The organism is Peribacillus sp. NPDC096447 (assembly GCF_044762725.1).
In the GTDB taxonomy this organism is placed as follows: domain Bacteria; phylum Bacillota; class Bacilli; order Bacillales; family DSM-1321; genus Peribacillus.
This window is the reverse complement of the sequence record NZ_JBIWEV010000004.1, coordinates 293886-320152: the sequence shown is the minus strand read 5'-3', so window position 1 is coordinate 320152 and position 26267 is coordinate 293886. Positions and strand designations below refer to the sequence as shown.

General features: G+C 42.9%; 26 protein-coding genes. 21 read left to right on the top strand and 5 right to left on the bottom strand.

What is annotated here, in order from left to right:
- Window positions 1–2 precede the first annotated feature (2 nt).
- Both ACIQZD_RS15940 and tagH read left to right on the top strand, forming a co-directional pair.
- A complete protein-coding gene (locus ACIQZD_RS15940) occupies window positions 3–800 on the top strand; it encodes an ABC transporter permease (RefSeq protein WP_402904436.1) in 798 nt (265 codons plus the stop codon).
- A 17-nt stretch (window positions 801–817) separates the two neighbouring features.
- Window positions 818–1615 (top strand): teichoic acids export ABC transporter ATP-binding subunit TagH, encoded by a 798-nt coding sequence (gene tagH / locus ACIQZD_RS15935; RefSeq protein ID WP_101223779.1) that lies wholly within the window; start codon window positions 818–820, stop codon window positions 1613–1615.
- Window positions 1616–1651: 36 nt separating this feature from the next.
- Here tagH and ACIQZD_RS15930 read toward each other — a convergent pair whose 3' ends face one another.
- The 3 genes from ACIQZD_RS15930 to ACIQZD_RS15920 are packed head-to-tail and all read right to left on the bottom strand — an operon-like array spanning window position 1652 to window position 5804.
- Complete coding sequence (locus tag ACIQZD_RS15930) at window positions 1652–2818, bottom strand: glycosyltransferase family 4 protein (RefSeq protein ID WP_402904434.1); 1167 nt, start codon at window positions 2816–2818, stop codon at window positions 1652–1654.
- Between the two features lie 24 nt (window positions 2819–2842).
- Complete coding sequence (gene murJ, locus ACIQZD_RS15925; protein ID WP_402904432.1) at window positions 2843–4369, bottom strand: murein biosynthesis integral membrane protein MurJ; 1527 nt, start codon at window positions 4367–4369, stop codon at window positions 2843–2845.
- A gap of 4 nt (window positions 4370–4373) precedes the next feature.
- Entirely contained in the window at window positions 4374–5804 is a 1431-nt protein-coding gene (locus tag ACIQZD_RS15920) for an O-antigen ligase family protein (RefSeq protein WP_402904430.1), read from the bottom strand.
- 110 nt (window positions 5805–5914) lie between these two features.
- Between ACIQZD_RS15920 and ACIQZD_RS15915 the strand changes: the two genes are divergently transcribed.
- The 3 genes from ACIQZD_RS15915 (at window position 5915) to ACIQZD_RS15905 (ending at window position 8999) form a co-directional block, all read left to right on the top strand.
- On the top strand, window positions 5915–6658 hold the full coding sequence (locus tag ACIQZD_RS15915; RefSeq protein ID WP_402904428.1) for a WecB/TagA/CpsF family glycosyltransferase: 744 nt from the start codon (window positions 5915–5917) through the stop codon (window positions 6656–6658).
- 18 nt (window positions 6659–6676) lie between these two features.
- Window positions 6677–7780: a glycosyltransferase family 4 protein gene (locus ACIQZD_RS15910; RefSeq protein ID WP_402904426.1), complete on the top strand. Its 1104-nt coding sequence runs from the start codon at window positions 6677–6679 to the stop codon at window positions 7778–7780.
- An 85-nt stretch (window positions 7781–7865) separates the two neighbouring features.
- Window positions 7866–8999 (top strand): glycosyltransferase family 4 protein, encoded by a 1134-nt coding sequence (locus tag ACIQZD_RS15905; protein ID WP_402904837.1) that lies wholly within the window; start codon window positions 7866–7868, stop codon window positions 8997–8999.
- Window positions 9000–9152: 153 nt separating this feature from the next.
- Here the strand turns inward: ACIQZD_RS15905 and ACIQZD_RS15900 are convergent, their stop codons facing one another.
- Window positions 9153–10175, bottom strand: a complete 1023-nt coding sequence (locus ACIQZD_RS15900) for an LCP family protein (protein WP_402904425.1) — start codon at window positions 10173–10175, stop codon at window positions 9153–9155.
- 177 nt (window positions 10176–10352) lie between these two features.
- On the bottom strand, window positions 10353–10988 hold the full coding sequence (locus tag ACIQZD_RS15895) for a YigZ family protein (RefSeq protein ID WP_402904423.1): 636 nt from the start codon (window positions 10986–10988) through the stop codon (window positions 10353–10355).
- 614 nt (window positions 10989–11602) lie between these two features.
- On the opposite strand from ACIQZD_RS15895, the gene ACIQZD_RS15890 reads away from it, so the two are divergent.
- The 16 genes from ACIQZD_RS15890 to ACIQZD_RS15815 all read left to right on the top strand — a co-directional run bounded on the left by ACIQZD_RS15890 (window position 11603) and on the right by ACIQZD_RS15815 (window position 26246).
- Window positions 11603–12745, top strand: a complete 1143-nt coding sequence (locus ACIQZD_RS15890; RefSeq protein WP_402904422.1) for a sensor histidine kinase — start codon at window positions 11603–11605, stop codon at window positions 12743–12745.
- 47 nt (window positions 12746–12792) lie between these two features.
- The gene (locus ACIQZD_RS15885; RefSeq protein WP_101223770.1) at window positions 12793–13476 is read left to right on the top strand and encodes a response regulator; all 684 of its coding nucleotides are present in this window, start codon (window positions 12793–12795) and stop codon (window positions 13474–13476) included.
- Window positions 13477–13668: 192 nt separating this feature from the next.
- Window positions 13669–14511 carry a DegV family protein gene (locus tag ACIQZD_RS15880; RefSeq protein WP_402904420.1) on the top strand — a complete coding sequence of 281 codons (843 nt, stop codon included), beginning with the start codon at window positions 13669–13671 and terminating at the stop codon, window positions 14509–14511.
- A gap of 123 nt (window positions 14512–14634) precedes the next feature.
- On the top strand, window positions 14635–16026 hold the full coding sequence (locus ACIQZD_RS15875; RefSeq protein ID WP_402904835.1) for an ATP-dependent helicase ComFA: 1392 nt from the start codon (window positions 14635–14637) through the stop codon (window positions 16024–16026).
- On the top strand, window positions 16019–16711 hold the full coding sequence (locus ACIQZD_RS15870; RefSeq protein WP_402904418.1) for a ComFC family protein: 693 nt from the start codon (window positions 16019–16021) through the stop codon (window positions 16709–16711). The genes ACIQZD_RS15875 and ACIQZD_RS15870 overlap by 8 nt, the downstream gene beginning before the upstream one ends.
- A 99-nt stretch (window positions 16712–16810) precedes the next feature.
- Entirely contained in the window at window positions 16811–17230 is a 420-nt protein-coding gene (locus ACIQZD_RS15865) for a TIGR03826 family flagellar region protein (protein WP_402904416.1), read from the top strand.
- A 218-nt stretch (window positions 17231–17448) separates the two neighbouring features.
- Window positions 17449–17712: a flagellar biosynthesis anti-sigma factor FlgM gene (flgM, locus tag ACIQZD_RS15860; protein ID WP_402904414.1), complete on the top strand. Its 264-nt coding sequence runs from the start codon at window positions 17449–17451 to the stop codon at window positions 17710–17712.
- Between the two features lie 77 nt (window positions 17713–17789).
- Window positions 17790–18278 carry a flagellar protein FlgN gene (locus tag ACIQZD_RS15855; RefSeq protein WP_402904412.1) on the top strand — a complete coding sequence of 163 codons (489 nt, stop codon included), beginning with the start codon at window positions 17790–17792 and terminating at the stop codon, window positions 18276–18278.
- A gap of 30 nt (window positions 18279–18308) precedes the next feature.
- Complete coding sequence (gene flgK, locus ACIQZD_RS15850) at window positions 18309–19865, top strand: flagellar hook-associated protein FlgK (protein ID WP_402904410.1); 1557 nt, start codon at window positions 18309–18311, stop codon at window positions 19863–19865.
- Between the two features lie 15 nt (window positions 19866–19880).
- Complete coding sequence (flgL, locus tag ACIQZD_RS15845) at window positions 19881–20759, top strand: flagellar hook-associated protein FlgL (protein ID WP_402904408.1); 879 nt, start codon at window positions 19881–19883, stop codon at window positions 20757–20759.
- Between the two features lie 41 nt (window positions 20760–20800).
- Window positions 20801–21388: a DUF6470 family protein gene (locus ACIQZD_RS15840; RefSeq protein WP_402904406.1), complete on the top strand. Its 588-nt coding sequence runs from the start codon at window positions 20801–20803 to the stop codon at window positions 21386–21388.
- Window positions 21389–21859 (top strand): flagellar assembly protein FliW, encoded by a 471-nt coding sequence (fliW, locus tag ACIQZD_RS15835; protein ID WP_402904404.1) that lies wholly within the window; start codon window positions 21389–21391, stop codon window positions 21857–21859.
- Window positions 21831–22064, top strand: coding sequence for a carbon storage regulator CsrA (csrA, locus tag ACIQZD_RS15830; RefSeq protein ID WP_214750272.1), 234 nt, complete (start codon window positions 21831–21833; stop codon window positions 22062–22064). Before fliW ends, csrA begins: the two co-directional genes overlap by 29 nt.
- 136 nt (window positions 22065–22200) lie before the next feature.
- Window positions 22201–23427 (top strand): flagellin N-terminal helical domain-containing protein, encoded by a 1227-nt coding sequence (locus ACIQZD_RS15825; protein WP_402904401.1) that lies wholly within the window; start codon window positions 22201–22203, stop codon window positions 23425–23427.
- A 930-nt stretch (window positions 23428–24357) separates the two neighbouring features.
- The gene (flaG, locus tag ACIQZD_RS15820) at window positions 24358–24720 is read left to right on the top strand and encodes a flagellar protein FlaG (RefSeq protein ID WP_402904399.1); all 363 of its coding nucleotides are present in this window, start codon (window positions 24358–24360) and stop codon (window positions 24718–24720) included.
- A 14-nt stretch (window positions 24721–24734) separates the two neighbouring features.
- Window positions 24735–26246: a flagellar hook-associated protein 2 gene (locus ACIQZD_RS15815; protein WP_402904396.1), complete on the top strand. Its 1512-nt coding sequence runs from the start codon at window positions 24735–24737 to the stop codon at window positions 26244–26246.
- Window positions 26247–26267 lie beyond the last annotated feature (21 nt).

Genomic DNA, 26267 nt, shown 5'->3' with positions numbered 1-26267 from the left:
TTATGAGTTCAGCTTTGACCGTTTTAAAAGAACAAATCAATAATTTTTATATGGTAAGGCGTTTATCTGTTTATGAGATGAAAAGTGCCAACAGCAATAACTACCTGGGAGTCTTATGGGAAATCATCAATCCAATGATACAGATTGCGATTTATTGGTTTGTATTCGGATTTATAATCTTAAATCGCGGGGAAAATTTCCTTCCATGGCTGATGGCAGGGATCGTTGTCTGGTTCTTTGTGAATCCTTCGATAACCCAAACGTCCAAATCCGTCTATTCCCGACTGAATATGGTATCCAAGATGAGCTTCCCGATGAGTGTCATTCCATCGTATGTAATCTTTGCCAAGTTGTATCAGCACCTCATGCTGCTGGGAGTCATCATCATCCTATTAGGTTTTACTGGATACCTCCCTACAGTTTATATCATACAACTGCCGTATTATGTTGCCGCGACGGTCTTGCTGTTATTTTCAATTGGGTTAATCTCTTCAACATTATCAACCATCATTCGTGACGTTCATAATATAATCGTGTCCTTAATGAAAGTCTTGTTTTATTTAACACCAATCCTTTGGGTATTGGATGCTAAGGAGCACCCTATCGTACTAAACATCATGAAGCTGAATCCGCTATATTATATTGTGGAAGGGTATCGGGCTTCATTGTTGGGGGAATCATGGTATCTGATAGCGCATTGGGAATATACCCTTTATTTCTGGGCAGTCGTTATCATCTTATTTTTGATAGGTTCCTCGCTGCATGTCAGGTTTAGAGATCGCTTTGTTGACTTTAAGTAAACTGGAAGTGAGAAAAATTGGAAAAATCGGTAATTGTCAAAGATATAACGAAAAAATATAAATTATATAATAAAAACTCGGAAAAATTATTGGATCTTCTTTTGCCCAAAAGCTATGGGGAAGAGTACTTTGCTCTGAGGAATGTAAGTTTTGAAGCAGAAAAGGGCGATGTAATAGGATTTGTCGGGGTCAACGGGTCAGGTAAATCCACATTGTCCAATATTATTGCAGGCATTATCCCGCCCACGGACGGAAATGTCCAAACTAACGGGAAAACGGCTTTGATTGCCGTTGCATCGGGCCTGAATAATCAATTGACGGGCAGGGAAAACATCGAACTGAAAATGCTGATGCTCGGATTCGATAAAAATCGAATCAAAGAACTTGAGCCTGAGATCATTGAGTTTTCGGAACTTGGTAAGTTCATTGACCAACCGGTGAAATCCTACTCAAGCGGCATGAAGTCCAGGCTTGGTTTTTCCATTTCCGTGCATATCGATCCAGATATCCTGATTATTGATGAAGCCTTATCAGTCGGGGATAAAAACTTTGCCGAGAAGTGTTTAGAGAAAATGAACGAATTTAAGGCAAAGGGCAAAACGATGTTCTTTGTCAGCCATTCAATCGGTCAGATGAAGAAATTTTGCCAAAAGGCTTTATGGCTTGAATATGGAGAGTTAAAGGCATACGGTGCCATGAACGAAGTAATGCCGCAATATGAAGCATTCTTAAAAGAATATAACGCCATGTCTAAACAAGAACAGAAAAAATACCGTGAAGAACAAATGAAAAGGCGCAGTTCCGCACTGGTATGAAAGTGAAAGCAGACCCGGGCTTCGGGTCTGCTTTTTTTAGTTAAGCACTTTTTCATAAGCTTTCTCAAACCGCTCGGCAGCTGAAAGGTGGGAGTATTCGCTTTCCATTTTATATCTTGCTTTCGCAGCTAACTTTGTTGCATATTCAGGATCATTAAGCAGGTTGGAGATGGCTTGTGCAAGTGCTTCTTCACTTTTTTCCGCTACTAACAGACCATCTTCACCATCAATGAGAATCTCCTTTAAACCTCCGATTGCACTTGCGATGACGGGTGAGCGGCAACTCATCGCTTCTAAAGCAGAAATGGAAGTCGCTTCTTCCACCCCGTGGGAATGAACGCTTGGGATGAGTACGATGTCCGATGCTTCATAGAGGTTATGCATTTTCTCGAACGGCACTGAACCGAGAAAAAGTACGGAATCTGATATTTTGAGCCTGGCTGCGGTTTCCTCAAGCCGGCTTCGCTGTTCACCCGTACCTGCATAGACCAATACTGTTTCAGGATGGTTTTCCAGCACCTCCGGCAGAGCAAGAAGCGGGTAGATGACACCGTTCTTTTCCGTCATTCTTCTCGGAACGAAAAGCATCTTTTTATGTAGCGGTATTTGAAAGTCCTGGCGAGTTTGCTCCCGCTTTGCTCTTTCCGGTTTGAAAGCAGACACGTCAATGAAGTTCTTGATCGTATACGCCTCTATATGTGCCAAATGATTGATATAGTCTTTGATCCTTTGATCGACCGTCACTACTTTTGCAGCGGACTGATAAGCTTTTCTTTCTAGTTCGCGAATGATCAAATCTTCTTCACTGTCCGGAAGAAGGGCGCCCCTGCTGACTGCCTCGAATGAATAATACCCATGGACGGTTTGCACCGTCGGTATCCCGGATTCGATGGAGGCAAGCGTTGCGAAAATGTCTTGAGCGTTAATGACATCATAGTTCTTTTTCAAGGCTTTAATAGATGAAGCCAACAATTTTTGGCGTTGCCGGTCATTGAAAAGCTGGCCGCTCCCCTGTTTTACTTTATTTAATAAAAATCCTGGGGCCTGGGCGAGCATCTTCCTCTTGAAAGGGGGTAATTGAGAGAAAGATAATATGTCCACATTATGGCCCCGTGACATTAACCCCTTTTTTAACGTAGTGATATGACTCGATAGCCCTCCTTCATGAGGGTAGTTGAAAATCGTTGTGATTAAAATGTCCATAGTGGCACTCCTTCTTCTAATGCATTAATTTGATGATCTGATCCTTTTCAGCGCTTGCAGGCTGCTTACTTTAAAAAGAATGGATAATGCGAGATATAGTCCGAATACCAGCAGCGAGATGATCACTAATTCAATGATGATGGGCAACTTTAGGGTAAGCGGGTGGATCCAGAGAGCCATTCCGTAAATGACGGCTCCGATGATGGTAAGCTTGCTGCTTTCCTGAAAAACATCCCTGAAAGCGGCCTTGTCCGCTTTTGCTGTCTTCAGCCATAGGTAGACGAAAAGGTAGAGAGATTGCAGGAGCATGGAAATGCCCGATGCTAAAGCGATTCCACCTACGCCGAGATAACGTGATAGGACCCAGCTGAGCAGGACGTTAAGCAATACGGCAATCAGGCAGGAATACATCGCCACTTTCGTTTTCTTCAAGGCGTAGAAGGCGTTCATCAAATAATCCCTCAGTGCAAAGAACGGGAGGCAAGCTGAATAAAAGATGAATGCCCTATAAGTCATTTCGGTTGCTGAAGCATCGAAAGCCCCGCGTTGGAAAGCCAGAGTGATTAAGCCGTTTCCGCTGATTAACATGACGACCATGAACGGAATCGCTAAAAATAACAGCGATTTCAACCCTTTTAAGGTCAAATTAAGGAAAGATTGATAGCCTATAAGCGCGCGCTCGACGATTGAAGGGTACAATACGGTAATCAGCGGCGTGAGGACAATGCTTAATGGCAGCCACAGCAGGCGATTCGCATAGTTCAGGGCCGATACGCTTCCGGTTTCGAGCGAGGTCGCAATAATCCGATCGACGACACTATTCAACTGGATCGCCAAAGCGGCGATAATGATTGGATAAAAGGTGTACAGTGTTTGTGCGATCTGCCGTTTATGAGGCAGGAAAGAGACGATGGGCCGGATTCCGTACTGCTTCAATGATGGGTATTGGATAAGGAACTGGCTTGCTGCTCCGAACACAAACCCCCAAGCCAACCCTTCAATCCCAAACGGAGCAGCGAACAGAATGGTGGCTGCGATAATTACCGTGTTTTGTGCAGTTGAAGTGAGTGCCGGCAGAATAAAACGCTTATTCGCATTGAGGACCCCCGTCGCCATGTAAGAAAGCGTGAAAAATAGTAAACTTGGCAGCATGATCCGGGTAAGTGAATCCGTCAGGGCCAGCTCCGAATCAGAGAAACCCGGGGCCGTCAACATGACGAGCGGCTTTATGAAAATCATGCAGGCAATGGTCATGACTGCGGCTACCAGCATAAAGAAAGAACCTAAAACACTGATGAATTCATCAGCTTTCAACGGGTTATCCGCCTTCTTTTCCAAGTAAATGGGAATAACGCCGGCCTGAAGACCGCTGCCGAGAGCCGTAAAAAGAATGGTTGGTATGAGGCTTGCCACGAAAAAAACATCAGCCATCGATGATGCCCCGAAATAGGCGGCTATGATAGATTCCCGCCCGAATCCCAGGACTTTTCCAATGGCTGCAATAATGGTGACGAGCCCGACCGATTTAATGACATGTGAAAGAGTAGGCATATTTTCAATCCTTTAAAATGATGTCCTTCTGTAAACAGAATCCTAAACAACTATAAAATATCAGCGTAAACGTTTTATCTTCGAGAATATTGTAGAAAAGTCCTGCTAATAATGCGGCCAACATCAAGCAGATGGTGAACGCTGCCAAAGTGCCATTTCCCGATTTCAGGATTGTACGGCAGGTGAAAAAGATGAATGCAAGAACCGCAAGAAAGCCCAGCATACCAGTTTGGACCAAAATCTGGATATATTGATTATCGGTATACATCCTTTCACCAATTTGGTATTCCTGATAAATTGGTGAGGAAAAGGATAGTGTGGCAGAATCTCCGAAGGTTGCTAACCCTGTACCGATTATCGGGTGTTCTTTGAAAATTTCAATTCCTTTGATCAGGACATATAACCGGCCCCACTCTGTACTCTGGTGCAGAGTCTTATCAGAGAACATATCTGAAAAACGATTGGAGAGGGCATTTTCGCGTTCAGCAGAGGGGGTGCTGCCGATTATCACATTTTCCATGGGAATCGATGCGGATACCTCCACTTTACTTGATGCAAATAAAACTGGGTAATAAATAAGAAGCAGGCCGAGACAAAATGCTCCTGCAGCATATTTGAGAAATGGTTTATTTCTGGTCCATATTATAAAGACAAGCGCCGCGAACCCGAATGCAATCATCGTGCCCCGTGAATAGGTAAGCAGTAACGTTCCGGAAAGCAGGATGGCAGCGAGAAAGACGATCCATTTATATTTTTTCAGCGACTGAAATAGAAAGAAACTAAGGAATAACTGGATGCTTAAGAATAAGGCGAATACATTGGGATTGGCAGGTGCTCCATAAATCCTCATCCGGTTTATTGGAGAAAGATTCCACATTTCCCATGAGTGTGGAAGCAGGATCGTGCGTAAAAAGATTTTCTCCACTATGCCATGCAGGCAAAGTAACATTGTAAATATTAGGATAACCTTCAAAAAGCGAAAGATATCCTTTCTTTCTAGATTTAATTCACCGATAATGTAAAGAAGCAAGAATGTAATAAGCAATGCACGAAGTTCAAATAGGATGGGGAGGATTCCCACTCCGTTCATGAGTGCAGCTGCGGCGCCAATTAAACAAAACAACCAAAATGGGGCAGTAAAATGATATTTCGAAAATTGCCATTCGTCCTTTTTGAATCTTTCAATAAGCAAAGAAATGAATAAGGTGAGGATGATCAGGTCACCTGTATAGGTTAAGCCGCTATTCAGTTCCATCAATAAGGGACGGGCAGGGAAATAAATGAATAGAATTAATAACAGGTTTTTTTTATTTATACCGATAAAAACGAGCATCAACGCCGTTGCCATGTAACCGGCGATAGGGTGAGGCACTGCCGATGGGACGAGCAGGCACAGTAATAGAATGGGTAATGATTGTTTTTCTATAAACTTCAATTGATTAACCACCTTTGAATCAAAATCACGTTCTATTATGTGTATGAAAAAATTTCTTGAATAATACCCCACCCTTTAGATGTATAGTACATATGAAAGGCTGAAGTGAAATGACAGAAAAGTTTGTTGAGATACTATCCATACCATTCATTGATAGCAATATGGATGAATTCAAGAATGGAATGATATATCCAAGATTGATGAATCAGGAAAAAACGTTTGTCGTTACGGCAAATCCGGAAATAGTTGAGTATGCAAATGAACATCAGGATTATAAAGACATCATTTTATCGGCTGATTACATCACTCCTGATGGCGTTGGTATTATTATGGCCTCTAAATGGCTAAATCAACCTTTACAAGAGCGGATTACAGGATTCGACTTGATGAATGAATTATTTCGGGTCGCTGATGAAAAAGCGCTGAAGGTATACCTGCTTGGAGCGGAGGAAAACGTGATTGAAGCAGCGGCCCTGAAAGTAAAAGAACTATACCCGGCTCTCGAGTTGGTCGGATACAACCATGGTTACATTGATATCAAGGATGATACCCTGCCTAAGTCGATAGCGGAACTTGAACCTGACATCATTTTGACTGCATTGGGGTTCCCTAGGCAGGAAAAATGGGTTTCCAGGCACTATGCATTATTCAATAAGGGGTTATTCATGGGAGTTGGGGGAAGCTTTGATGTCCTGGCGGGTAAGGTGAACCGCGCCCCGGTTTTCTGGCAAAAGATGCGTCTTGAATGGTTGTACCGACTTATCCAGCAACCTTCACGGTGGAAACGGATGCTTGCGCTGCCAAGATTCGTATTAAAGGTTAGGCGGTTGAGGAAATCGGTGCAGCGTTCCTGAACATAAGGAGTGGACTGGATGAGGATCTTGCATTTAAACGCCGGTAATGAAACCGGAGGCGGTATGTTTCATATTATGTCCTTACTGAACCAATTGAATAAAGAGGAGTGTTTGCTTGGTTTATTTGAAGATGGTGAACTTTACCGGCGGGCCATGTCCTCCGGGATACAAACCGAACTTTTCAAGCAACATTCCAAATATGACCTTTCAATTTTGAAACCTTTACGGGACTTTATCCGTCTAAATAATATAGACATCATCCATACACATGGTCCTCGGGCGAATATATATGGTGCCTTTATAAAGCGCCTCATTAAATGCCCTTGGCTACTTACTGTTCACAGTTCACCCCAACATGATTTTTTGGGGCAGGGTGTAAAAGGGAAAATTTTTACGGGCCTTCATGTAAGGTCATTTCAATATGCCGATCATATACTGGCAGTTTCCGACCGCTTTAAGCAGGACTTGATTGACCAAGGAATCCATTCGTCCAAAATAACAAAGATCCTAAACGGAATTGACTTTGAAAAGGAATTGCCTTTCCCGTTTAAAAGGGAAGATTTCGGGTTTGGGCAAGAGGATTTCATCATCATCATGCCAGCAAGGCTGGAACGTGTGAAAGGTCATGAATTTGCTTTTGCGGCATTAAGTGAAGTGGTATCGGAATTCCCCCATGTAAAGCTGCTGCTTGCAGGGGACGGGAGCAGGAGATCGGCTTTGGAAGAGATGGTCACGGAAAAGGGATTATCCGATCACGTGCAATTTTTAGGGTATCGTGAAGATTTAGATCGAATTTACCCATTGGGGGACATCACACTATTGACTTCCTTAAGTGAAAGTTTTCCACTGGTTTTACTTGAGGGGGCAAGATCGGGTCTTCCGGCAATCACAAGTGATGTCGGCGGTGTACAGGAATTGATTCCCGATCGGAGCAAGGGCTGGATTACGGATATCGGCAATGTCGAACAGCTGAAATTGGCCATCTGCAATGCTTTAGAATTAAAAAAATCCGGGGACCTGACAAAGATAGGGACGGATTTACAAAAATTTGCAAAAAACAACTTTTCTATAGAGATTTTAGCCAATAACGTATATAATGTTTATTTGAGGATGAAAAATTAAAATAAGCATTTATATATAGGTTTTCTTATAGATCGTTACGGGTATTAGATTTTTAGTTGAATTGAGGTGGTTCTTGATGTTCTTGATGTTAATAGGGGCCTTGTTGATAGCCTTTCTATTATCCATTTTTTTGACTCCTTTTGTCGGAAAGCTGGCCTTTAAGTTAGGAGCTACCGATAAACCGAATGAGCGAAAAGTGCATAGTAAAATTATGCCGCGCATGGGCGGTTTAGCTATATTTTTGAGTTTTTTCATTACCTTCATTACCTTCATTACCTACTTGCTTTTCATGAATGAATTTGGGGAGCAGCTGCCCCTTTACATGAATGATTTTGGGGAGCAGCTGCCCCTTTACATGAATGATTTTGGGGAGCAGCTGCCCCTTCTCGTGGGAGCCCTTGTCATCATTTTGATCGGGATGGCTGATGATATTTTTGAATTAAGAGCTGCACCCAAATTCCTGGGCCAGGTTTTGGCAGCCCTCATCATCGTATTATGGGGCGGTCTTGAAGTGAAATTCATCAATTTGCCGTTCTTTACCGATACACTTGAATTTGGTGTTTTAAGTATACCGATCACCATTTTGTGGATTGTCAGCATCATTAATGCAATCAACCTGATAGATGGACTGGATGGTCTTGCAGGCGGTGTTTCAACGATCGCATTAGTGACAATTGCAACAATGGCCCTCATTAAAGGGGACCTGTTTGTTGCCATGGTCGCATTGATCGTGATTGGAAGCACTCTTGGCTTTTTGAAATATAACTTTCATCCGGCAAAGATCTTCATGGGAGATACAGGCGCATTATTCTTAGGTTACATCATTGCCGTCCTGTCCCTGCTAGGGTTTAAAAACGTTACCATGATTTCTTTGATCGTACCGATCATCATTTTGGGTGTTCCCATTTCGGATACATTTTTCGCGATCATCCGCAGGGTCGTCAATAAACAGCCGATCTCGGCTGCTGATAAATCCCATTTACATCATTGTTTGATAAATTTAGGATTCACTCATAAACAGACGGTCTTGCTCATTTACGCTTTAGCTGCTTGCTTTGGCTTAGCGGCCATAATCTTTTCATTTGCAACGATGTGGGGAGCATTGATCCTAGTAACGGGACTCCTGCTGATCATAGAAATTTTTGTGGAGAAAATTGGTTTGGTCAATTCAAACTATCAGCCGTTGCTCAAGATGCTCAACTTTAAAAACAAGCCATGATTGTTTTGGAAATAGATTGCTAGATTAGCCAATTTATATGAAAAGCCACCAGCCGTTTAAAATAGCGGCAGGTGGCTTTTTTGCTCCTAACTGAATGGGGCGCAAAGATAACAAAAAAGGAAACCCCCACTCATGACGAGTGGGGGTTTCACTTTATTCTTGTATTTGTGATTGAACCGCTTCAGTTTGATTGCCTTCAGCTGGTCCCAGGTTCAAGTGGGATTGAAGCAACAGCTTAGTGTTCGCTAATGATGTTTCGTTCAGCTGATAATAATAGGTTCCGTTAATGGTAGAATCCTGACCTTCAAGTTTGATGGTTTCAAGATTGAGGCCTTTATCGGTAGTTACATATTTTATGAAACCTCTCATTTGTGAGAATTGAAGGTTCGTTGTCATATTGTCACCGACAGCTTCCATTACATCTGTATATTTGGTTAGTGATCCAGCCGAGGTTGCTTTGGCAATGATGGCTTTCAGGACTTCCTGCTGACGCTCACCACGTTGGATATCACTGTCCTTTTTACGTGTCCGTGCAAACGCCAATGCTTCTTCACCATCAACGGTCTGTAATCCTTCTTCGAGATGGATGGCATTCTTCTTGTCATGTGAATCGATTTCATACATTTCATAAGGGACGTCGACTTCGATGCCATTCAATGAATCTACGACATCGATGAAAGCATTAAAGTTCATGCGGACATAATAATCGACAGGGACATCGAGTAACTCCTCTACTGTGTCCATCGTCGCTTTTGGTCCGCCGGCTGCATGGGCCGCGTTGATTTTCGTGGTTACGCCTTTGGCTGGCACGTACACATATGAATCACGTGGAATGCTTAATAGTTTTATAGATTTTTGATCTTTATTGAATGTGGCCAGCATTAAAGCATCCGAACGGGAATTTCCTTTTAAGTCACGGTCCTTACTATCATCGATTCCTATGAAAAGGATCGAGAAATTATCTTCGAGCGGGTCGATCGCTTCACTTCGCTTTGCTGATGCTTCCACGGGGTCATAGGAATCATTGAAAACATTCTGGGCTTTCATATACAGGGTTGCAGCATACGTAGAAGCACCGAGACCGAGTACAAGCAGGGGAACGAGCAATAACCAAAGCCTCTTTCGCCTTTTTTTCTTTGTTTTTTTAATTTTATAAACACGCCTAGTAGTAGACATCTTTTCTTCTCCTTTTAAATAACGAACATCAGACATATATCGCTATTTTTCGAATCCTGCAGTTTATATTTCGTCATTTATTACACCTAATTTTACAATGATTTAATAAATTCGTAAAATAAATATTTCTTTTCAATTATATTACAGCATAAAAAAGGAAAAATATGCAGGAGTATATCAGGCGAATTCCTCTTCCAAATAAAGCATTTCTTCCTCAGTGATGTGGCCTTGGCCATTTGTCAGCTCTGTAATCCAAGCGGTATATGTCTCTTTTTGTGTTTCCTCAACATATACAAGGATATTGACCTGATCAAGGTACTGAATTTCCTTTATTTGATAAATGGAAGATCGCAATTCGTTTTCCAATTTTCCAAGCCAGGTATAGTCGACGGTTGTCGAAATGACCCGCATTAGTTTTCTAATGACCACACCAGTGGTATTTATTCCTTCTGAAGTCGCTTTGCTGTATGCGCGAATGAGACCGCCAGCACCAAGTTTGATGCCGCCGAAATACCGTGTGACCACAACAACGGTGTCTTTCAGTTCTTTTTTCTTAAGCACTTCTAAGATAGGGACGCCTGCCGTTCCGCTTGGTTCCCCATCGTCGAGGGCTTTTTGGATTTGGTTTTGTTCCCCGATCACATAGGCTGAACAATTATGTGTGGCATCTTTGTGCTTTTTCTTGATTTCCTGGATAAAGGCCTGTGCGGCATCCTCGGTTTCGACCCGGGCGATGTGGGAAATAAAACGGGATTTTTCAATGACGATTTCGTGTTCGCCGCGACCTGCCACCGTTAAATATTGAGTGAGCATTGCTATTCCACCTTCGTACTTCCTATTAGTTGATTTATTATAAGGCTTTGCGGAAAAAGTGGCAATGACGATTCATTTACAAACAGCATGTGTAAAGAAACTTTAATATAAGATAAAGCTGTACGTGTTATAATTAATTTCATTGCCTGTTATTGTTATTAGCTGGTCATATATGCTTAAAAGAATAACATTGTAGGAAAAACATGAGTTCTGTGCCATTATCCTGGCTTTACCTTAACGTGTCCTCTCATTTCAAGGATTTTGCCATTTAATAAATGCATCTGTTTCATATGATAATCAATGGAAGGGAATATCCCATTTGATTGAAAAGGATAATATGTATTAGGATAATAGAAATGGCTTTCTGCCTTTAAAAGGCAGACTTAATGGCCGGAATATGAGATGTATAGTAAATATGTACATTTTATGGAAATCATAAAAGGAAATTAACGTATTTTTAATCTTTTTTTGGTACAATATGTTCATGAAGGTTACTTCATACAAAAGTTTCCTGGAATTTAACCATTCATGAAAAAGGAAAAGGAATTTTTTCCATATACATAGTCTTTAAGACAATAAATTGTTTAAGTCTTTTGGTAAGTGGAGGGATCTTAATGTCCATAAAAAAGGTTGATGCTAAAGCATTGGACAAGATCTTAGAAACAATGGTGAGCACCGTTAGTGAAAGTAAGGATGAAGTCTTTGATATCGGCGAACAATGCCGAAAGGATTTCGAGTCATTATCAAGAGAGCTTGATGATGTGAAAATCAGGGTTGCCATTGTGATAACCGACAGCGATGCACTGGATTCAAAAGCCAGGTTTGCTCGAAAAAGGCTTTCAGAAGTCAGTATGCACTTCAACCATTTTTCTGAAGAACAGGTGCGGGATGCTTATGAAAGGGCACATAAGCTGCAAGTCGATCTACAAATTAACCGGCAATTGGAGAAAGAGCTCCGTAATCGCCGGGATGAGCTTGAGTTAAGGTTAAGGGGTTTACAGCAGACGATCGATAAAGCGGTGCATCTCGTCTCGCAAATATCGGTAGTACAGAATTATTTGACACAGGATCTTAAATTTGTCGGGGAAGCACTTCAAGAAGCGAAACGCAAACAGGACTTCGGCCTGAAAATAATCGAAGCCCAGGAGCAGGAACGTAAAAAGCTCTCACGTGAAATTCATGATGGTCCGGCGCAAATGCTGGCAAACGTCATGATGCGCTCAGATCTGATAGAACGAGTGCAACGGGAGAGAGGTCCTGATGAAGCGTTAGTGGAAATCCGCAGTTTAAAGGTCATGGTAAGGAATGCTTTATATGAGGTGCGCAGAATCATCTATGACCTTCGTCCTATGGCACTTGATGATTTAGGACTAGTTCCTACCCTCAGAAAGTACCTGCAAACGACGGAAGACTATAATAATGGCGTGAATCTGAATTTCGTCAACCTTGGGCAGGTCAAAAGGCTTCCTTCCGATATGGAGGTCGCTTTATTCAGGCTGGTTCAAGAGGCAGTACAAAATTCATTGAAGCATGCGGACCCAAAACAGATTCAAGTTAAACTGTCCATTTCCAAGGAGATGGTGACCGTCGTCGTCAAGGATGATGGAAAGGGGTTTGACTCTTCGATTCAAAAAGAAGGTTCATTTGGTTTGGTAGGAATGAGAGAAAGAGTCGAGCTGCTGGAAGGTGAAATGACGATAGATTCACAACCAGGGGCAGGCACTTTAGTATTTATACAAATTCCCTACCATATATAAACTATAGAGAATAGACATTTTAAATAGAAACTAGGAGGAAGAAGCCGTTGAAGACTAGTATCATCATTATCGATGACCATCAGCTTTTCCGTGAAGGCGTAAAGCGCATTTTAGATTTTGAATCATCATTTGATGTTGTTGCCGAGGGTGATGACGGAAGCGAAGCTATGGATCTCGTTGAAACACATAAACCTGATGTTGTTATCATGGATATCAACATGCCGAACATGAATGGGGTCGAAGCGACAAAAATGCTCGTGAACCGATACCCTGAAACAAAGGTCATCATCCTTTCCATTCATGATGATGAAAACTACGTACAGCACGCATTGAAAACAGGAGCACAAGGCTATCTGTTGAAAGAAATGGACGCAGATGCGTTGATTGATGCTGTGCGTGTAGTAGCTGAAGGCGGCTCATACCTTCATCCGAAGGTGACCCATAACTTAGTTAAAGAATATCGCCGCTTGGCAGCTGAAGAGGGTGCTGATCGTGATTCCGTACATACAATAGAAATCAGGAGGCCGCTTCACCTATTGACTCGACGCGAATGTGAAGTGCTCCAACTTTTAGCGGATGGGAAAAGTAACCGTGCCATCGGTGAAACTCTATATATCAGTGAAAAAACAGTCAAGAACCATGTAAGTAACATTCTTCAGAAGATGAATGTGAATGACCGTACACAAGCGGTTGTCCTAGCTATTAAAAACGGCTGGGTAGAAGTGAAGTAATTAAAACGATCGATAAGTCCGGCTCTTCAGATTCCGCAATGCGTGCTGAAGGGCTGGATTTTTTTGTTGGAAGGATGACTAACTGGATTCATATTTTTGGTAATGCAGAAAGCAATTTAATGCAAAAAAAGGCATTTTCAGATAGAATGGTGAGTATGATATGAAGTAAATTTTTATAAGGATGGTACTATTATGAAAACCGCAGTCGTAACAGATAGCACTGCATATATACCTGAGGAAATGCGTGATCGTTTACATATACATATGATGCCGCTTAATGTCATTTTTTCCAATGAAGCTTACCGGGAGGAAGTTGATATCACTGCGGATGAGTTTTATGAGGAAGTAAAGAGGCAGGAGAAATTGCCGACCACTTCACAGCCTCCAATAGGGAAGTTTGTCGAGAAGTTCGAAGAGCTGCAAAAAGAATATGATGATGTTATTTCCATTCATTTATCGAGCGGCATCAGCGGAACGTTTCAAGGAGCGGTATCGGCGGGTGAAATGGTCGAGGGAATTAAGGTTCATGCCTTTGATTCGGAGATCAGCTGCATGGTACAAGGGTTTTATGTGATCGAGGCGGCAAAGATGGCACTTGATGGTAAAAGTGCAGAAGAAATCATGGTCAGGCTTGAAGAGATGAAGCCATCGGTCAGGGCATACTTCATGGCAGATGACCTTTCCCATCTGCAGCGCGGGGGACGCTTAAGCAGTGCCCAAGCATTGATTGGCAGTTTGCTTCAAGTGAAGCCGGTTCTCCATTTTGTTGATAAGGTCATCGTCCCATTCGAAAAAATCCGTACAAGAAAAAAAGCGATGAAACGGATTGCTGATTTTCTTGGAGAAGACGCGGAGAGCGGCGAGAAATATAAAGCCGTCATTATTCATGCAAAACGGGAAAGTGAAGCTAAAGACTGGAAAGCAGAACTTGAAGCCCGGTTCCCGAATGTCGAGTTCGACATCAGCTACTTCGGTCCAGTAATCGGAACTCATCTGGGCGAAGGCTCGATGGGGATGGGCTGGTATAAATTTTAATCCATAACGCCTTTCCTAAGTGGAAGGTGGTTTTTTATGAAGCAAAAGGGAATTCGGAAGTAAAAAGCGAATGATAAGGAGGAGCGTAATATATCAAGAAAAGGAGGTTGCAGTTTGGAAAAAATGAGTATTTCCCCGCCTTATTCCCCGGAACTTCAGAACCATCTCACCGGAAAACATCTTTTGGCATTCGAAATCCCCTTCTCTCAAGAACTCCTCGCAGAGCACCTCAAGAATGGGTATGTCTCGGAAACTTGCGGCGTGCAATCCGGGAACGGCAATTATCACTGTGTACGCTGCGGTAACAAAGATCAAACTTTGTTTTATACTTTCCCTTGCAAGATTTGCGATCAAGATTGCACTTACTGCCGCTCATGCATCATGATGGGACGTGTCAGTGAATGTGCAAAGCTATATAGGTGGACCGGACCCGGCATTCAGTTTAAGATTCCTGACATTGTGATGAGGTGGGAAGGCACTTTATCGGAAGGTCAACAAACTGCCTCCGACCGTGTCGTTGAAGTCGTAAACGGAAAAGGTGAACTCCTGGTATGGGCTGTATGCGGGGCAGGAAAGACGGAGGTCCTATTCCCGGCGATTGAGGCAGCCTTGCATGCCGGGAAACGGATTTGTTTGACAACACCCCGTACCGATGTCGTTCTCGAACTATCCCCAAGGTTAAAAAAAGCCTTTCCTGCCATTGAAGTCGCGACCCTCTATGCCGGCAGTGCCGATCGACATGGATTTTCGCCACTAACCGTTTCCACGACACATCAGCTTTTCCGTTTTATTGAAGCTTTCGATGTCATCATCGTTGATGAAGTCGATGCGTTTCCCTACTCAATTGATGATTCGCTGCATTATGCGGTCAATAAATCAAAAAAAGTTTCTGCGGCAACCATCTACTTGACCGCCACACCTTCGAAACGGATGCAGCGGCTATACCGCAGCGGCAAATTGAAAGCCGTCATAATCCCGGCCCGTTATCATCGTCAGCCAATCCCTGTCCCTGAAATGAAGTGGAGCGGCAATTGGCAAAAACGCTTTCTTCAAAAAAAGATTCCCCCCGCAATCAATGGATGGGTAAGTGAACGCCTTAAGCAGAACATCCCCTTCCTCTTGTTTTTTCCAAGCATTGAAGTGATGGAGCAGGTCATTCCGCTGTTTCAAATGCTGTCCCCAAAATTAACGATTGTCCACTCCCGGCACCCTGATCGAAAGGAAAAAGTAATGGCACTAAGAAATGGATTGATTCCAGGATTACTGACCTCGACCATCCTCGAACGCGGCGTGACTATTGAGAGGTTGGAGGTAGCCGTGATCGGTGCTGAACATGAAGTGTTTTCTGATAGTGCCCTCGTTCAGATTGCCGGCAGGGTAGGGAGAAGCTTTGCTAATCCTGCTGGGAAGATCACCTTTTTTCATTACGGTAAAAGTAAAGCGATGGTCGAGGCGGTTCACCATATACAAATGATGAATAAAGATGCCGCGAAAAGGGGGCTGCTCTATGAATAGATGTCTTGTTTGTGATGAAGGACTGAAGCAGGCATTGACATGGAGGAGCTTGCTTAAGCAGGCCGAGGCAAGAGCAATCTGCGCAGGATGTGAGGGGAAACTTAATAGGATTACCGGAGAAACATGTACAATGTGTTCAAGGGAGCTTGGTGGGGTTCATATTAACGGTGACCTCTGTCTGGATTGTTCAAGATGGGAAAGGAATAAGGAATGGCGCGGCTATTTGTCGAAGAACATATCGCTATTTCATTATAATGAATACTTAAAAGATATTATTGCTAAATATAAGTACCGTGGGGATTATGCATTAGCTGAGGTTTTCGTCCCTTTTTTGAAAGAAGGGTTAAAGGATATGGAGTTTGACCTGGTAACGGTCATCCCGCTTAGTCATGAACGGCTTAGGGAACGTGGATTCAACCAGGTACAGGCAATGGCAGACCTTCTTGGACTTCATACGGTTGAGATCTTAACAAGAATCCATACGGAAAAACAATCAAAAAAATCACGTCAAGAGAGGATGTCATTACCGCAGGTTTTTCAGGTCATGCAATCAGATTTGCTGGAGCATAAATCAATTTTGATCATCGATGACATTTACACGACAGGCACAACTCTCAGGCATGCAGCCAAAGCCTTGATAATGTCTGGGGCCAAAGAAGTATCATCCATCACCCTTGCTAGGTGAAACAGCTTATTTTATTAAAACATCCTAAAGTATCGCCGGTATTATTCGATATATACAGTACTGAAGAATAATCGCTGTGATGGTGAAGGAGGGGCCTCGATGGAAGTATTCAACTGTCCAAGCTGTAATTCGTTATTCGTTATGACGAAATTCCGTGATGTATGCGATGCCTGTTATAAAGAAGAAGAAGACCAATATGATAAAGTGTATGCATATATTCGCAAGAAAATAAATAGAACGGCGTCCATGATGCAGGTGGTTAAGGACACCGGCGTTGAAGAAACGTTAATTATTAAATTTGTGAGAACAGGAAAGCTGAGAATTTCGCAGTTTCCCAATCTAGGAATTCCATGTGAAAAGTGCGGCGCTAACATCAAGATCGGAAGGCTATGCGGCAAATGCAGCGATTCATTCGTTACCGATTTGCAGGCATTTGAAAATGAGGAAAAGCGCCTGACTGAAATTCAAGGAAATGATAAAAAAAATACGTACTACATGAAGGATGATCAAAAAGGATAAATCATGGAAACATGATGCGGTATTTGTTAAAATATTCGATATTGAGAACAAGATTCGACAATGGGTGTCGAAGGAAGATTGCCCGAAACAATTAAAGAAATCCATTCCTTGTCGATAATAACGATAGGGAGAATAACACAGTCCAGAACCATTTCATGTGTTAAGGAATCGAAACATTATGGGATTTATAAAATCGACCGAAGGAGAGGATCTGGAATATGAAAATCAATAACGTCGGTATGACAGGTGTTAACCCTTATAATCTTCAAGCCAATAAAACGGGGAATATCAAAGAAACCAAGGTCAAATCCTCGGATAAAGTTGAAATTTCTTCAGCGGCAAAAGAAATGCAGCAATCATCATCGATTCTTGCTGCAAGACAAGCAAAAGTGGATGAACTGAAAATCCAAGTTGAAAAAGGAAATTATAAATTGAATGCACAAGCAACGGCTAAGGGTCTCATCGATTTTTACCGGAAATGAATTTTCAATGAAAAAGCTTGAATGAAGTGGACGGAGTTATTTTCCGTCCTTCATTTATGAGTGGAGGAGGCAGCAAAATGTCTGAACGGAACATTATCGAATCGCTTGAAAAATTGATAAAGCTTCATAAAAGCTTCAATCAATTGGCGATAAGAAAAACGGCCATTTTGAAAGCAAATGATACCGAGGCGATTAGTGCCCTGCTGATTTCGGAACAAAAGCATATTAAAGCGATCAGTCAAACGGATAAGGAAAGAGGAAGGGCAGTCGAGGAATTTCTTGCAGCCAATGGAACGGCGGGACAGCCTTCCTCCATCCATACCGTAACGGAACTGACGGGACCAGAAGAAACGGAAATCCTTGAAATGCTAAAAGCGGAATTGATTGATGAGGTGGCAAAGCTGAAGGAGCGGAACGGTTTAAATCAGCAATTGATCTATCAGTCCCTTCAATTCATCAATCTCTCTTTGGATATGCTGAGGCCGCAGAACCAGAATCTGAATTACGGGGATTCGGTAAAGAAAACGGCCAATATCGGCATGGGAATGTTTGATTCCAAAGCATAATAAGCAGAAAAAAGATGGAGGTGCGAGCAAATGATTTCAAGCTTTATGGGACTTGAGACTGCCAAACGCGGATTATCCACCTCTCAAGGGGCCTTGTATACAACAGGAAATAACGTGGCCAATGCCAATACATTAGGATATTCAAGACAGCGGGTCAACCTGGTCCAGACGTCGGGCTTTCCTACTGTCGGTTTGAACAGCCCGCGCGTTGCCGGCCAAATCGGGACAGGGGTGGCAGCTGAAACGGTTCAGCGGATCCGGGACAGTTTTCTGGACGCACAATACAGGACACAAAGTAATAAAATCGGTTATTACGGGGCCATGAGCGAATCCCTGACGAAAATGGAAGGCGTCATGAACGAGCCGACCGACAGCGGATTAGCCGCCACGATGGAGAAGTTCTGGAATTCCCTGCAGGGGCTGACGGCGAATGCGGAAAACTCCGGGGCACGTGAGGTCGTTGCCTCGACGGGCGTCATGGTCGCGGATACCCTGAACTACTATTACAACTCGCTTACGAACGTTCAAACGGATATCGGCAATCAGATAAACGTCAAAGCGAACGAAATCAATACGCTCATCAGCAGTATTGATCAGCTTAACCAACAGATCAGCAAAGTGGAGCCGCATGGTTATATCCCCAATGACCTTTACGATAAACGTGATGTACTCGTGGACAATCTCTCGCAGCTTGTCAGCATTAAGGTGAATAATGTCATTCCGGCGGATTACGGCAGAGCAAGCGATGTGGCCACAGGGCTATACAACATCGAATTGATGCAAGAAGACGGTTCGTCTTTTGTGCCGCCCATCAATCTAGTCAGTGTTAACCAAACCGGGATGGTGGGAACTTCGAAAGTTGAAGTTAGCCATGATAAAACAGGTATGGTGGACGGATTGAAGTTTGGTTCGAAAACATTGACGGATTACAATTTCTCCGGAGAACTGTCCGGTCTGATCAACAGCTTTGGCTATAAGAAGGCTGATGGCACAATCGGCGGTGCTTATCCTGATATGCTGAAAAAGCTCGATAATATGACGGCGGCTTTTGTGAATGAGTTCAATGCCATCCATAAACAAGGTTATGCCCTAGGTGATGATAACACTTCCACATTGAACTTCTTTGAACTTGAACCTGGTAAAAGTGCCGCCCAAAGCATCAAGGTGAATGGTGAAATCATTAAGGACCCCACAAAAATTGCCGCAGGCGGAAAAAGCGGAGGGGCATCGGGTGATAATGAAAACGCCAAACTCCTGGCTGACCTTAAAAAGAAGGCGTTCAGTGAGTACTCGACTAAAGGCCAAAACTCCGATGAATTGACGGGAAGCTTCGACACCTATTATTCCGGTATTATCGGAAAGCTTGGTGTGGATTCCCAAAGCGCCCAAAAGAACCTTTCCAACTCTGTCGTGCTTGCTGCCTCAGTCAATCAAAATAGGGAGTCTGTCAGTTCCGTATCCCTTGATGAAGAAATGACGGACATGATCAAATTCCAGCAGGCATACAACGCATCTGCAAGAATGATGACGATGATGGATGAAATGCTCGATAAAATCATAAACGGAATGGGTACAGTAGGCCGATGATAGGAGGAGACGAATATGCGGGTAACGCAATCGATGCTAACCAATAATATGCTGAGCAATTTAAGCAGCAGTTACGAAAAGATGTCCAAGCTGCAAGAGCAGGTTTCTTCTCAAAAGAAGTTCTCCAAGCCATCCGATAACCCTGTTGCGGCCATGATGGGAATGGGGTACAGGACAAACCTCAATCAAATAGGGCAGTATCAAAGTAACATTGCCGAGGCGACCAATTGGATCGACAGCACGGATGATGCCATTACTGAAAGTGTTTCCGCCCTGCAGCGGATTCGTGAATTAACCGTTCAAGGCAGCAATGGCACGTATGAAGGGGAACAACTTAAAACAATTACTGAAGAAATTAAACAATTAAAAGAACATCTCATAACTCTTGGAGACACACAGATTGGCGGGAAGTATATTTTCAACGGCCAGGATACGAATGTGAGACCGTCGTCCATTAAAGATGGGAATGGAAATACCGTGTATGGCACGGGGGACATAAACCTTGAAGTGTTTTCGGGGATTTCCCTTAAAATCAATACGGACGGTTCCAAGATTTTTGGTGATGCACTAGCTGCCGGCGGAAGCATCGACAAGACAATCGAGGCACTCGAAAACGGCGGGGACGTGAGCGGCACACTGGAAGGACTTGACGCAACGATAAATACGTTCTTAGGCATGCAGGCACAGGTTGGCGCAAGGCAAAATCGGATTGAGCTGATGACGGACCGTCTCAAGCAGCAGGAGGTTTTTGCCACTGAAATCCTTTCGAAAAATGAGGATGTCGATATCGAAAAGGCGATCATGGATTTGACGACCCAGGAAAGTGTCCATAGTGCTGCTTTAAGCATCGGAGCAAAGATCATGCAGCCGAGTTTATTGGATTTTCTTCGCTAAGCTATTCTTAAATGGATAGCTTTTTTCTATAAGGAGTGTTGATGATGCAGATTCCGCAAATTAGATTGCAAACTATCCCAATGAAGATTGGATTGAATATAGAACAGCCTGTACAGCAAATCGAACAGAAGGCAGCGGTCCAATCCATTCAACAGCCGCAAGCGATCCTCGAGATTCAAACGACCCCAGGCAAGCTGACGATCGATCAGTCAAAAGCAAGGGAAGACATGGATTTGAAAAGCCTCTCGGTAAGAGTCGATGAATTTGCGCAGCAGGGATATCAGGATTGGCTGGCGGGTATGGCAAGACGTGCCCAGCAGGGAACTGAGCTAAGGCATATTGAAAAAGGCGGTAATCCACTCGCTGAACAGGCAAGGCAAAACAGCAAAGGACCTGAGAAGAGATTCAATCTCGGCTGGATTCCATCTCCATTTAGCGTGAAGCTTGACTACCAGCCAGCGGAAGTGAAGATTGAAACAACCGCCCAAAAACCGATCATTGATGCTCAAATCAATAGGGTGAACCATACATACACACCAGGTAGTGTTGATGTTGAAATTCTACAAAAAAATACGCTAGATATAGATTTCATCAATTTATTTCCGGATGAGAGGGAAGTGAAAACATAAATGATTCTACAAACAAAATTTCATGGCGAACTTGAATTGGAAGAGAAAGAGATTTATGTATTTGAAAGCGGGATACCAGGATTTTTGGGAGAAAAACAGTTTTGCTTGCTAGCTTTGGATGACACGCCATTTTTTGTCCTGCAATCGACAGAAACAAAAGAGCTTGCCTTCATTGTGACGGACCCTTTTGAGGTGTTTCCTGATTACGAATTGAAGCTTACGGATGAAGTGATATCTTCTTTACAAATAGAAACGGAACTGGAAGTCTTTACTTTCGTCATCTTAACAATTCAGGACCCTTTCAATGAAACGACGGCGAATCTCCAGGCCCCCATCATCATAAATAGTTCTAAAAAAACGGGGAAGCAATTCATCATGAACGCAAGTGAATACCGTACAAAGCACAAACTTTTTGAACCTTCAGCAGAACAGGGGGGAAATGATGCTCGTTTTGACCAGAAAACCAAATGAAGCGATCATGATTGGCGATGATATCGAAATTACGATCCTGTCCGTCGAGGGGGAACAGATCAAACTGGGGATCAATGCCCCTAAAAACGTCGATATCCATAGGAAGGAAATCTACCTGTCGATCCAGCAGGAAAATAGAAAAGCCTCTAAAACAGAAACCAATTTTCTGGAAAATATAAATGAGTATTTCAAGAAAAAATCTTAAAATCAGCTAAATATGTTTCCAAGCAGGTCGATATTAAGTATACAACGATGGGCAGTGAAATAGGCGGCGACTTATTCACTGTTTTTCGTAACAACCACATGGACGTGGGAACTTAAAACTCAAGGAGGAAACATAAATGATTATCAATCACAATATCTCAGCTTTAAACACGCACCGCCAATTATCAAGTGCAACGAATGCACAATCCAAATCAATGGAGAAACTAGCATCGGGCATGCGCATCAACCGTGCAGGCGATGACGCAGCCGGTCTTGCAATCTCTGAAAAAATGCGTGGACAAATCCGCGGATTGGACCAAGCATCCCGTAACTCACAAGATGCCATCTCATTGATCCAAACTGCTGAAGGTGCATTGAACGAAACGACTGACATCCTTCAACGCATGCGTGAACTTGCTACACAAGCATCAACGGATACCAATACAACTAGTGACCGTGGCGAAATCCAAAAGGAAATGGATTCATTAACATCCGAAATCAACCGTATCGGTAATACTACCGAATTCAATACTCAGAAACTATTGAATGGTTCAAAGGATTCTGATACAAAACTTTCTACTGCTAGCTTGACTGGTTCAGGGGCGGCAGGTGCTGTTACAACTGGTGGTACATTAAGTCTTAAAATCGATGGGAAAGATGTCGATGTTACAATCGGAAATGGTGATGCAGCTGCTGATATAGTGACTGCTATTAATACTGCAGCAAATACTGCACTTGGAACAACTGGTGGAACATATGCATCTCTTGACAGTGGAGCCTTAAAACTTGAGTCTTTAACTACTGGTGCTAAAGGTTCCGTTGAAATAGTTGGTGCATCTGCTGGTACTGCCTTAGCTGATTTAAAAATAAGTAGTTCTTCTTCTACTGGTACTGATGCTGGAGCAGGTCTTCAATTCCAAATCGGTGCAAACGAAAACCAAAGCCTGACACTTGAAATTGGTGACATGCGTGCAAGCAATCTTGGATTGACTGGTACTGGCGATGGATTCACTGCAACTACAAATGTAAGCAATGGTACAGATTCTAAAGGTGTGGAATCAGGCCTGGATGTTTCAAATGCTAAAAACGCATCAGCCGCTATCACAAAAATCCAATCAGCGATCGATACAGTATCGGCTGAACGTTCTAAACTAGGTGCTAACCAAAACCGTTTAGAGCACACTATCAACAACTTGGGTACTTCTTCTGAAAACCTGACAGCTGCTGAATCGCGTGTTCGTGATACAGATATGGCTAAAACCATGATGGAGCAAACTAAAAACTCTATCTTGGCGCAAGCATCTCAAGCAATGCTAGCTCAAGCAAATCAGCAACCTCAGGGCGTTCTTCAGTTACTTCGTTAATTGAAGAGTTAGCTTAACAATAAAGGGTCTGACACTTTGTGTTAGGCTCTTTTTTTTGTACTGATTGAGGGGTGTAAGGAACACTACATGTAGAAAAAAAGAGATTACTGCCCCTTAAAAAGTAGGGGGCCATTCGTTATGTCACCAAGGAATCTTATGGCTACAATCCTAATAGATGAATAAAAAGAGAAGTCCTATATTAAATAGTCAGTCTTTTTTTCCAAAAGTAGAAGTGATTATCACCTCAATTTTAACTTAGGTAAAAGGAGCAATCTAACTGTTAAAACAAAGTTGATTGGAACGGAAGGTACGAGACTCCTGTGGGAATGCGAGTACAAGGGAGACCCCGCAGGCGCAAAGCGCCGAGGAGGCTCCCCGGACCGCCCGCGGAAAGCGAGTGCCTGGAGTGGAAGTCAACGGTCACAGTATAAAACCTCAAAACGTATGGGCAATAGGGATTCCATCCTATATTTCATGGAGATCTAATTAGAACGGAAGGTGCGAGACTCCTGCGGGAATACGCGTCGAAGGGAGACCCCGCAGGCGCAAAGACGCCGAGGAGGCTCCCGGACCGCCCGCGGAAAGCGAGTGCCTGGAGTGGAAGTCAACGGTCACAGTATAAACCTCAAAACGTATGGGCAATTGGGGTTCCATCTTAGATTTCATGGAGATCTGATTAGAACGGAGGGTATGAGACTCCTGCGGGAGATACGTGTCCAAGCGAGTGCCCTACGTTCCAATCAATGGTCAAATTTAAAAAACCCAAAAAACTGTTGACTCCAGATATTTTTCTGGAGTTTTTTTGTGGATTCTCTTTTATAGCAAAGGAGTCATTCATGAAAGTCCGCAGTTGAAACTCAAAGCTTGACTAAATATAAAACTGTAATTACCGATATAAAAAGTAAAGAAATCATATTGGGGGCTATTTAGATGCTGGAGAGTTTGTCCACGAATATTATTTCCTCACAACTTAGAACAGCAATCTCGGAAGGAATCAGTTCATTTTATCAGCGAGAAATGAATACGCTAGCCTATTCGGAGCAAAGTGTGGAATCTACTGATGTGCCTTCAAAAGAAAAGGTGCAGGAAATGGTGGATAGTTTGAACACCTTCCTGAATCCGACACATACGGCGGTTCGTTTTGAATATCACGAGAAGCTGAATGAGTATTATGTCAAGGTAGTGGATGACGTGACGGATGAGACGATCAGGGAAATTCCACCGAAGAAGTTATTGGATTTCTATGCGGCAATGACGGAGTTTGTCGGCATAATGGTGGATGAAAAAATATAAGCGGGTGATGAATTTTGGTACGAATCAGTGGTTTAGCAAGCGGGATGGACATTGATGAATTAGTTAAGAGCATGATGCAGGCAGAAAGGGTGCCATTGGATAAATTAACACAGAAAAAGCAGTATTCCGAGTGGCAGCGGGATGATTACCGCTCGATAAATACAGCTTTATCAGAATTGGATACGCTCATTCGTGATGGAATTGGGAAGCAGTCTTCCTTCATTAAAAAGAAGGTGTCGGTATCGAATCCAGATGCTGTATCAGTGAGAAATGTGAATTCGACCAGTGATTTTTCAGGGAATATACAAGTGAATGGACTTGCCAAAGCAGCAACCATGACAAATACGGAAAAATCAGCTGTTACTGACCCCAAAAAGAAACTATCGGAATTGGGAATCACGACACCTCAGGATATTACGATACTGGCCATCAATAAAGATGGCGGTTTTGATACGGAGGTAAAAGATGGAGTAACAGCGGAAAAACCGTATACGCTTACCCTTAATGCGGACGATACGTTAGAGAGTGTCATAAATAAAATTAATGCAAACTCGGGAGTGAATCTATTTTTCGATGAAACGTCCCAGAATTTTTCGATCACTGCTAAGAATACCGGTGATGTTAAAGATCGGCCTGAAATTGAATTGGGTGGTACCGGAGATTTTTTCAATATGTTAAAAATGGGCAGTAACAATGAAGGAACTGGCGGCACAAAAGGGGAAAATGCATCGATTGTTTATAATGGACTGGAAATTTCCCGTTCTTCGAATACGTTTCAGATTAATGGAGCGGAAATAACGGTGAAGCAAAAAACGACGGATACAGTCACTTTCTCTTCAACAGCTGATGTGGACGCCATCTTGGACACGATCACACAGTTTGTGAATAAATACAATGAAGTCATAAAAAAGGTTCAAGATAAAACGGGTGAAGCGAAATATCGCTCATTTACCCCGCTTACCTCTGAGCAAAAGAAGGCAATGACAGAAGATGAAGTGAAGCTGTGGGAAGAAAAAGCGAAGAGCGGAACGTTAAAAGGCGATTCGACCTTAAAAAGCCTCCTGACCACAATGAGGTCATCCCTATATACCTCGGTGGATGGGATCACTGGAAAAAACAATCTCAGCAGTTTGGGGATCACCACCACCAAAAATTATTTGGAGGGCGGTAAATTAACGATTGATGAGGACAAGCTCCGGGCAGCCATTAGTGAGGATCCCAATGCGATTTATGATATGTTCATGGCCAATGGTTCCGAAAAGAGCGATAAAGGCCTCGCGCGCCGGTTAAGGGATGATATAGAATCATCCATGAAGGCGATTACTGAAAAAGCCGGAAAGGCCGGATATGTTAATAACAATTTTACAATCGGAAAATTGGTTGATGGGCTGGATAAGAAGATCTCAACATTTGAAGCAAAGTTAACGAAATTGGAATCGCGCTATTACAACCAGTTCACGGCGATGGAAAAAGCGATTCAAAAGGCAAACAGCCAAAGTGCATCGTTAGCTTCTTATTTTAGTTAAGGTATGTCGGAAAGGAAGTTA

Bases quoted from the DNA above. Each gene is read 5' to 3' on its own strand.
- ACIQZD_RS15940 (WP_402904436.1), top strand. From the start codon at position 3: ATGAGTTCAGCTTTGACCGTTTTAAAAGAACAAATCAATAATTTTTAT.
- ACIQZD_RS15930 (WP_402904434.1), bottom strand. From the start codon at position 2,818: ATGGACATTTTAATCACAACGATTTTCAACTACCCTCATGAAGGAGGG.
- murJ (WP_402904432.1), bottom strand. From the start codon at position 4,369: ATGCCTACTCTTTCACATGTCATTAAATCGGTCGGGCTCGTCACCATT.
- ACIQZD_RS15915 (WP_402904428.1), top strand. From the start codon at position 5,915: ATGACAGAAAAGTTTGTTGAGATACTATCCATACCATTCATTGATAGC.
- ACIQZD_RS15910 (WP_402904426.1), top strand. From the start codon at position 6,677: ATGAGGATCTTGCATTTAAACGCCGGTAATGAAACCGGAGGCGGTATG.
- ACIQZD_RS15905 (WP_402904837.1), top strand. From the start codon at position 7,866: ATGTTAATAGGGGCCTTGTTGATAGCCTTTCTATTATCCATTTTTTTG.
- ACIQZD_RS15900 (WP_402904425.1), bottom strand. From the start codon at position 10,175: ATGTCTACTACTAGGCGTGTTTATAAAATTAAAAAAACAAAGAAAAAA.
- ACIQZD_RS15895 (WP_402904423.1), bottom strand. From the start codon at position 10,988: ATGCTCACTCAATATTTAACGGTGGCAGGTCGCGGCGAACACGAAATC.
- ACIQZD_RS15890 (WP_402904422.1), top strand. From the start codon at position 11,603: ATGTCCATAAAAAAGGTTGATGCTAAAGCATTGGACAAGATCTTAGAA.
- ACIQZD_RS15880 (WP_402904420.1), top strand. From the start codon at position 13,669: ATGAAAACCGCAGTCGTAACAGATAGCACTGCATATATACCTGAGGAA.
- ACIQZD_RS15875 (WP_402904835.1), top strand. From the start codon at position 14,635: ATGAGTATTTCCCCGCCTTATTCCCCGGAACTTCAGAACCATCTCACC.
- ACIQZD_RS15870 (WP_402904418.1), top strand. From the start codon at position 16,019: ATGAATAGATGTCTTGTTTGTGATGAAGGACTGAAGCAGGCATTGACA.
- ACIQZD_RS15865 (WP_402904416.1), top strand. From the start codon at position 16,811: ATGGAAGTATTCAACTGTCCAAGCTGTAATTCGTTATTCGTTATGACG.
- flgM (WP_402904414.1), top strand. From the start codon at position 17,449: ATGAAAATCAATAACGTCGGTATGACAGGTGTTAACCCTTATAATCTT.
- ACIQZD_RS15855 (WP_402904412.1), top strand. From the start codon at position 17,790: ATGTCTGAACGGAACATTATCGAATCGCTTGAAAAATTGATAAAGCTT.
- flgK (WP_402904410.1), top strand. From the start codon at position 18,309: ATGATTTCAAGCTTTATGGGACTTGAGACTGCCAAACGCGGATTATCC.
- flgL (WP_402904408.1), top strand. From the start codon at position 19,881: ATGCGGGTAACGCAATCGATGCTAACCAATAATATGCTGAGCAATTTA.
- ACIQZD_RS15840 (WP_402904406.1), top strand. From the start codon at position 20,801: ATGATGCAGATTCCGCAAATTAGATTGCAAACTATCCCAATGAAGATT.
- fliW (WP_402904404.1), top strand. From the start codon at position 21,389: ATGATTCTACAAACAAAATTTCATGGCGAACTTGAATTGGAAGAGAAA.
- csrA (WP_214750272.1), top strand. From the start codon at position 21,831: ATGCTCGTTTTGACCAGAAAACCAAATGAAGCGATCATGATTGGCGAT.
- ACIQZD_RS15825 (WP_402904401.1), top strand. From the start codon at position 22,201: ATGATTATCAATCACAATATCTCAGCTTTAAACACGCACCGCCAATTA.
- flaG (WP_402904399.1), top strand. From the start codon at position 24,358: ATGCTGGAGAGTTTGTCCACGAATATTATTTCCTCACAACTTAGAACA.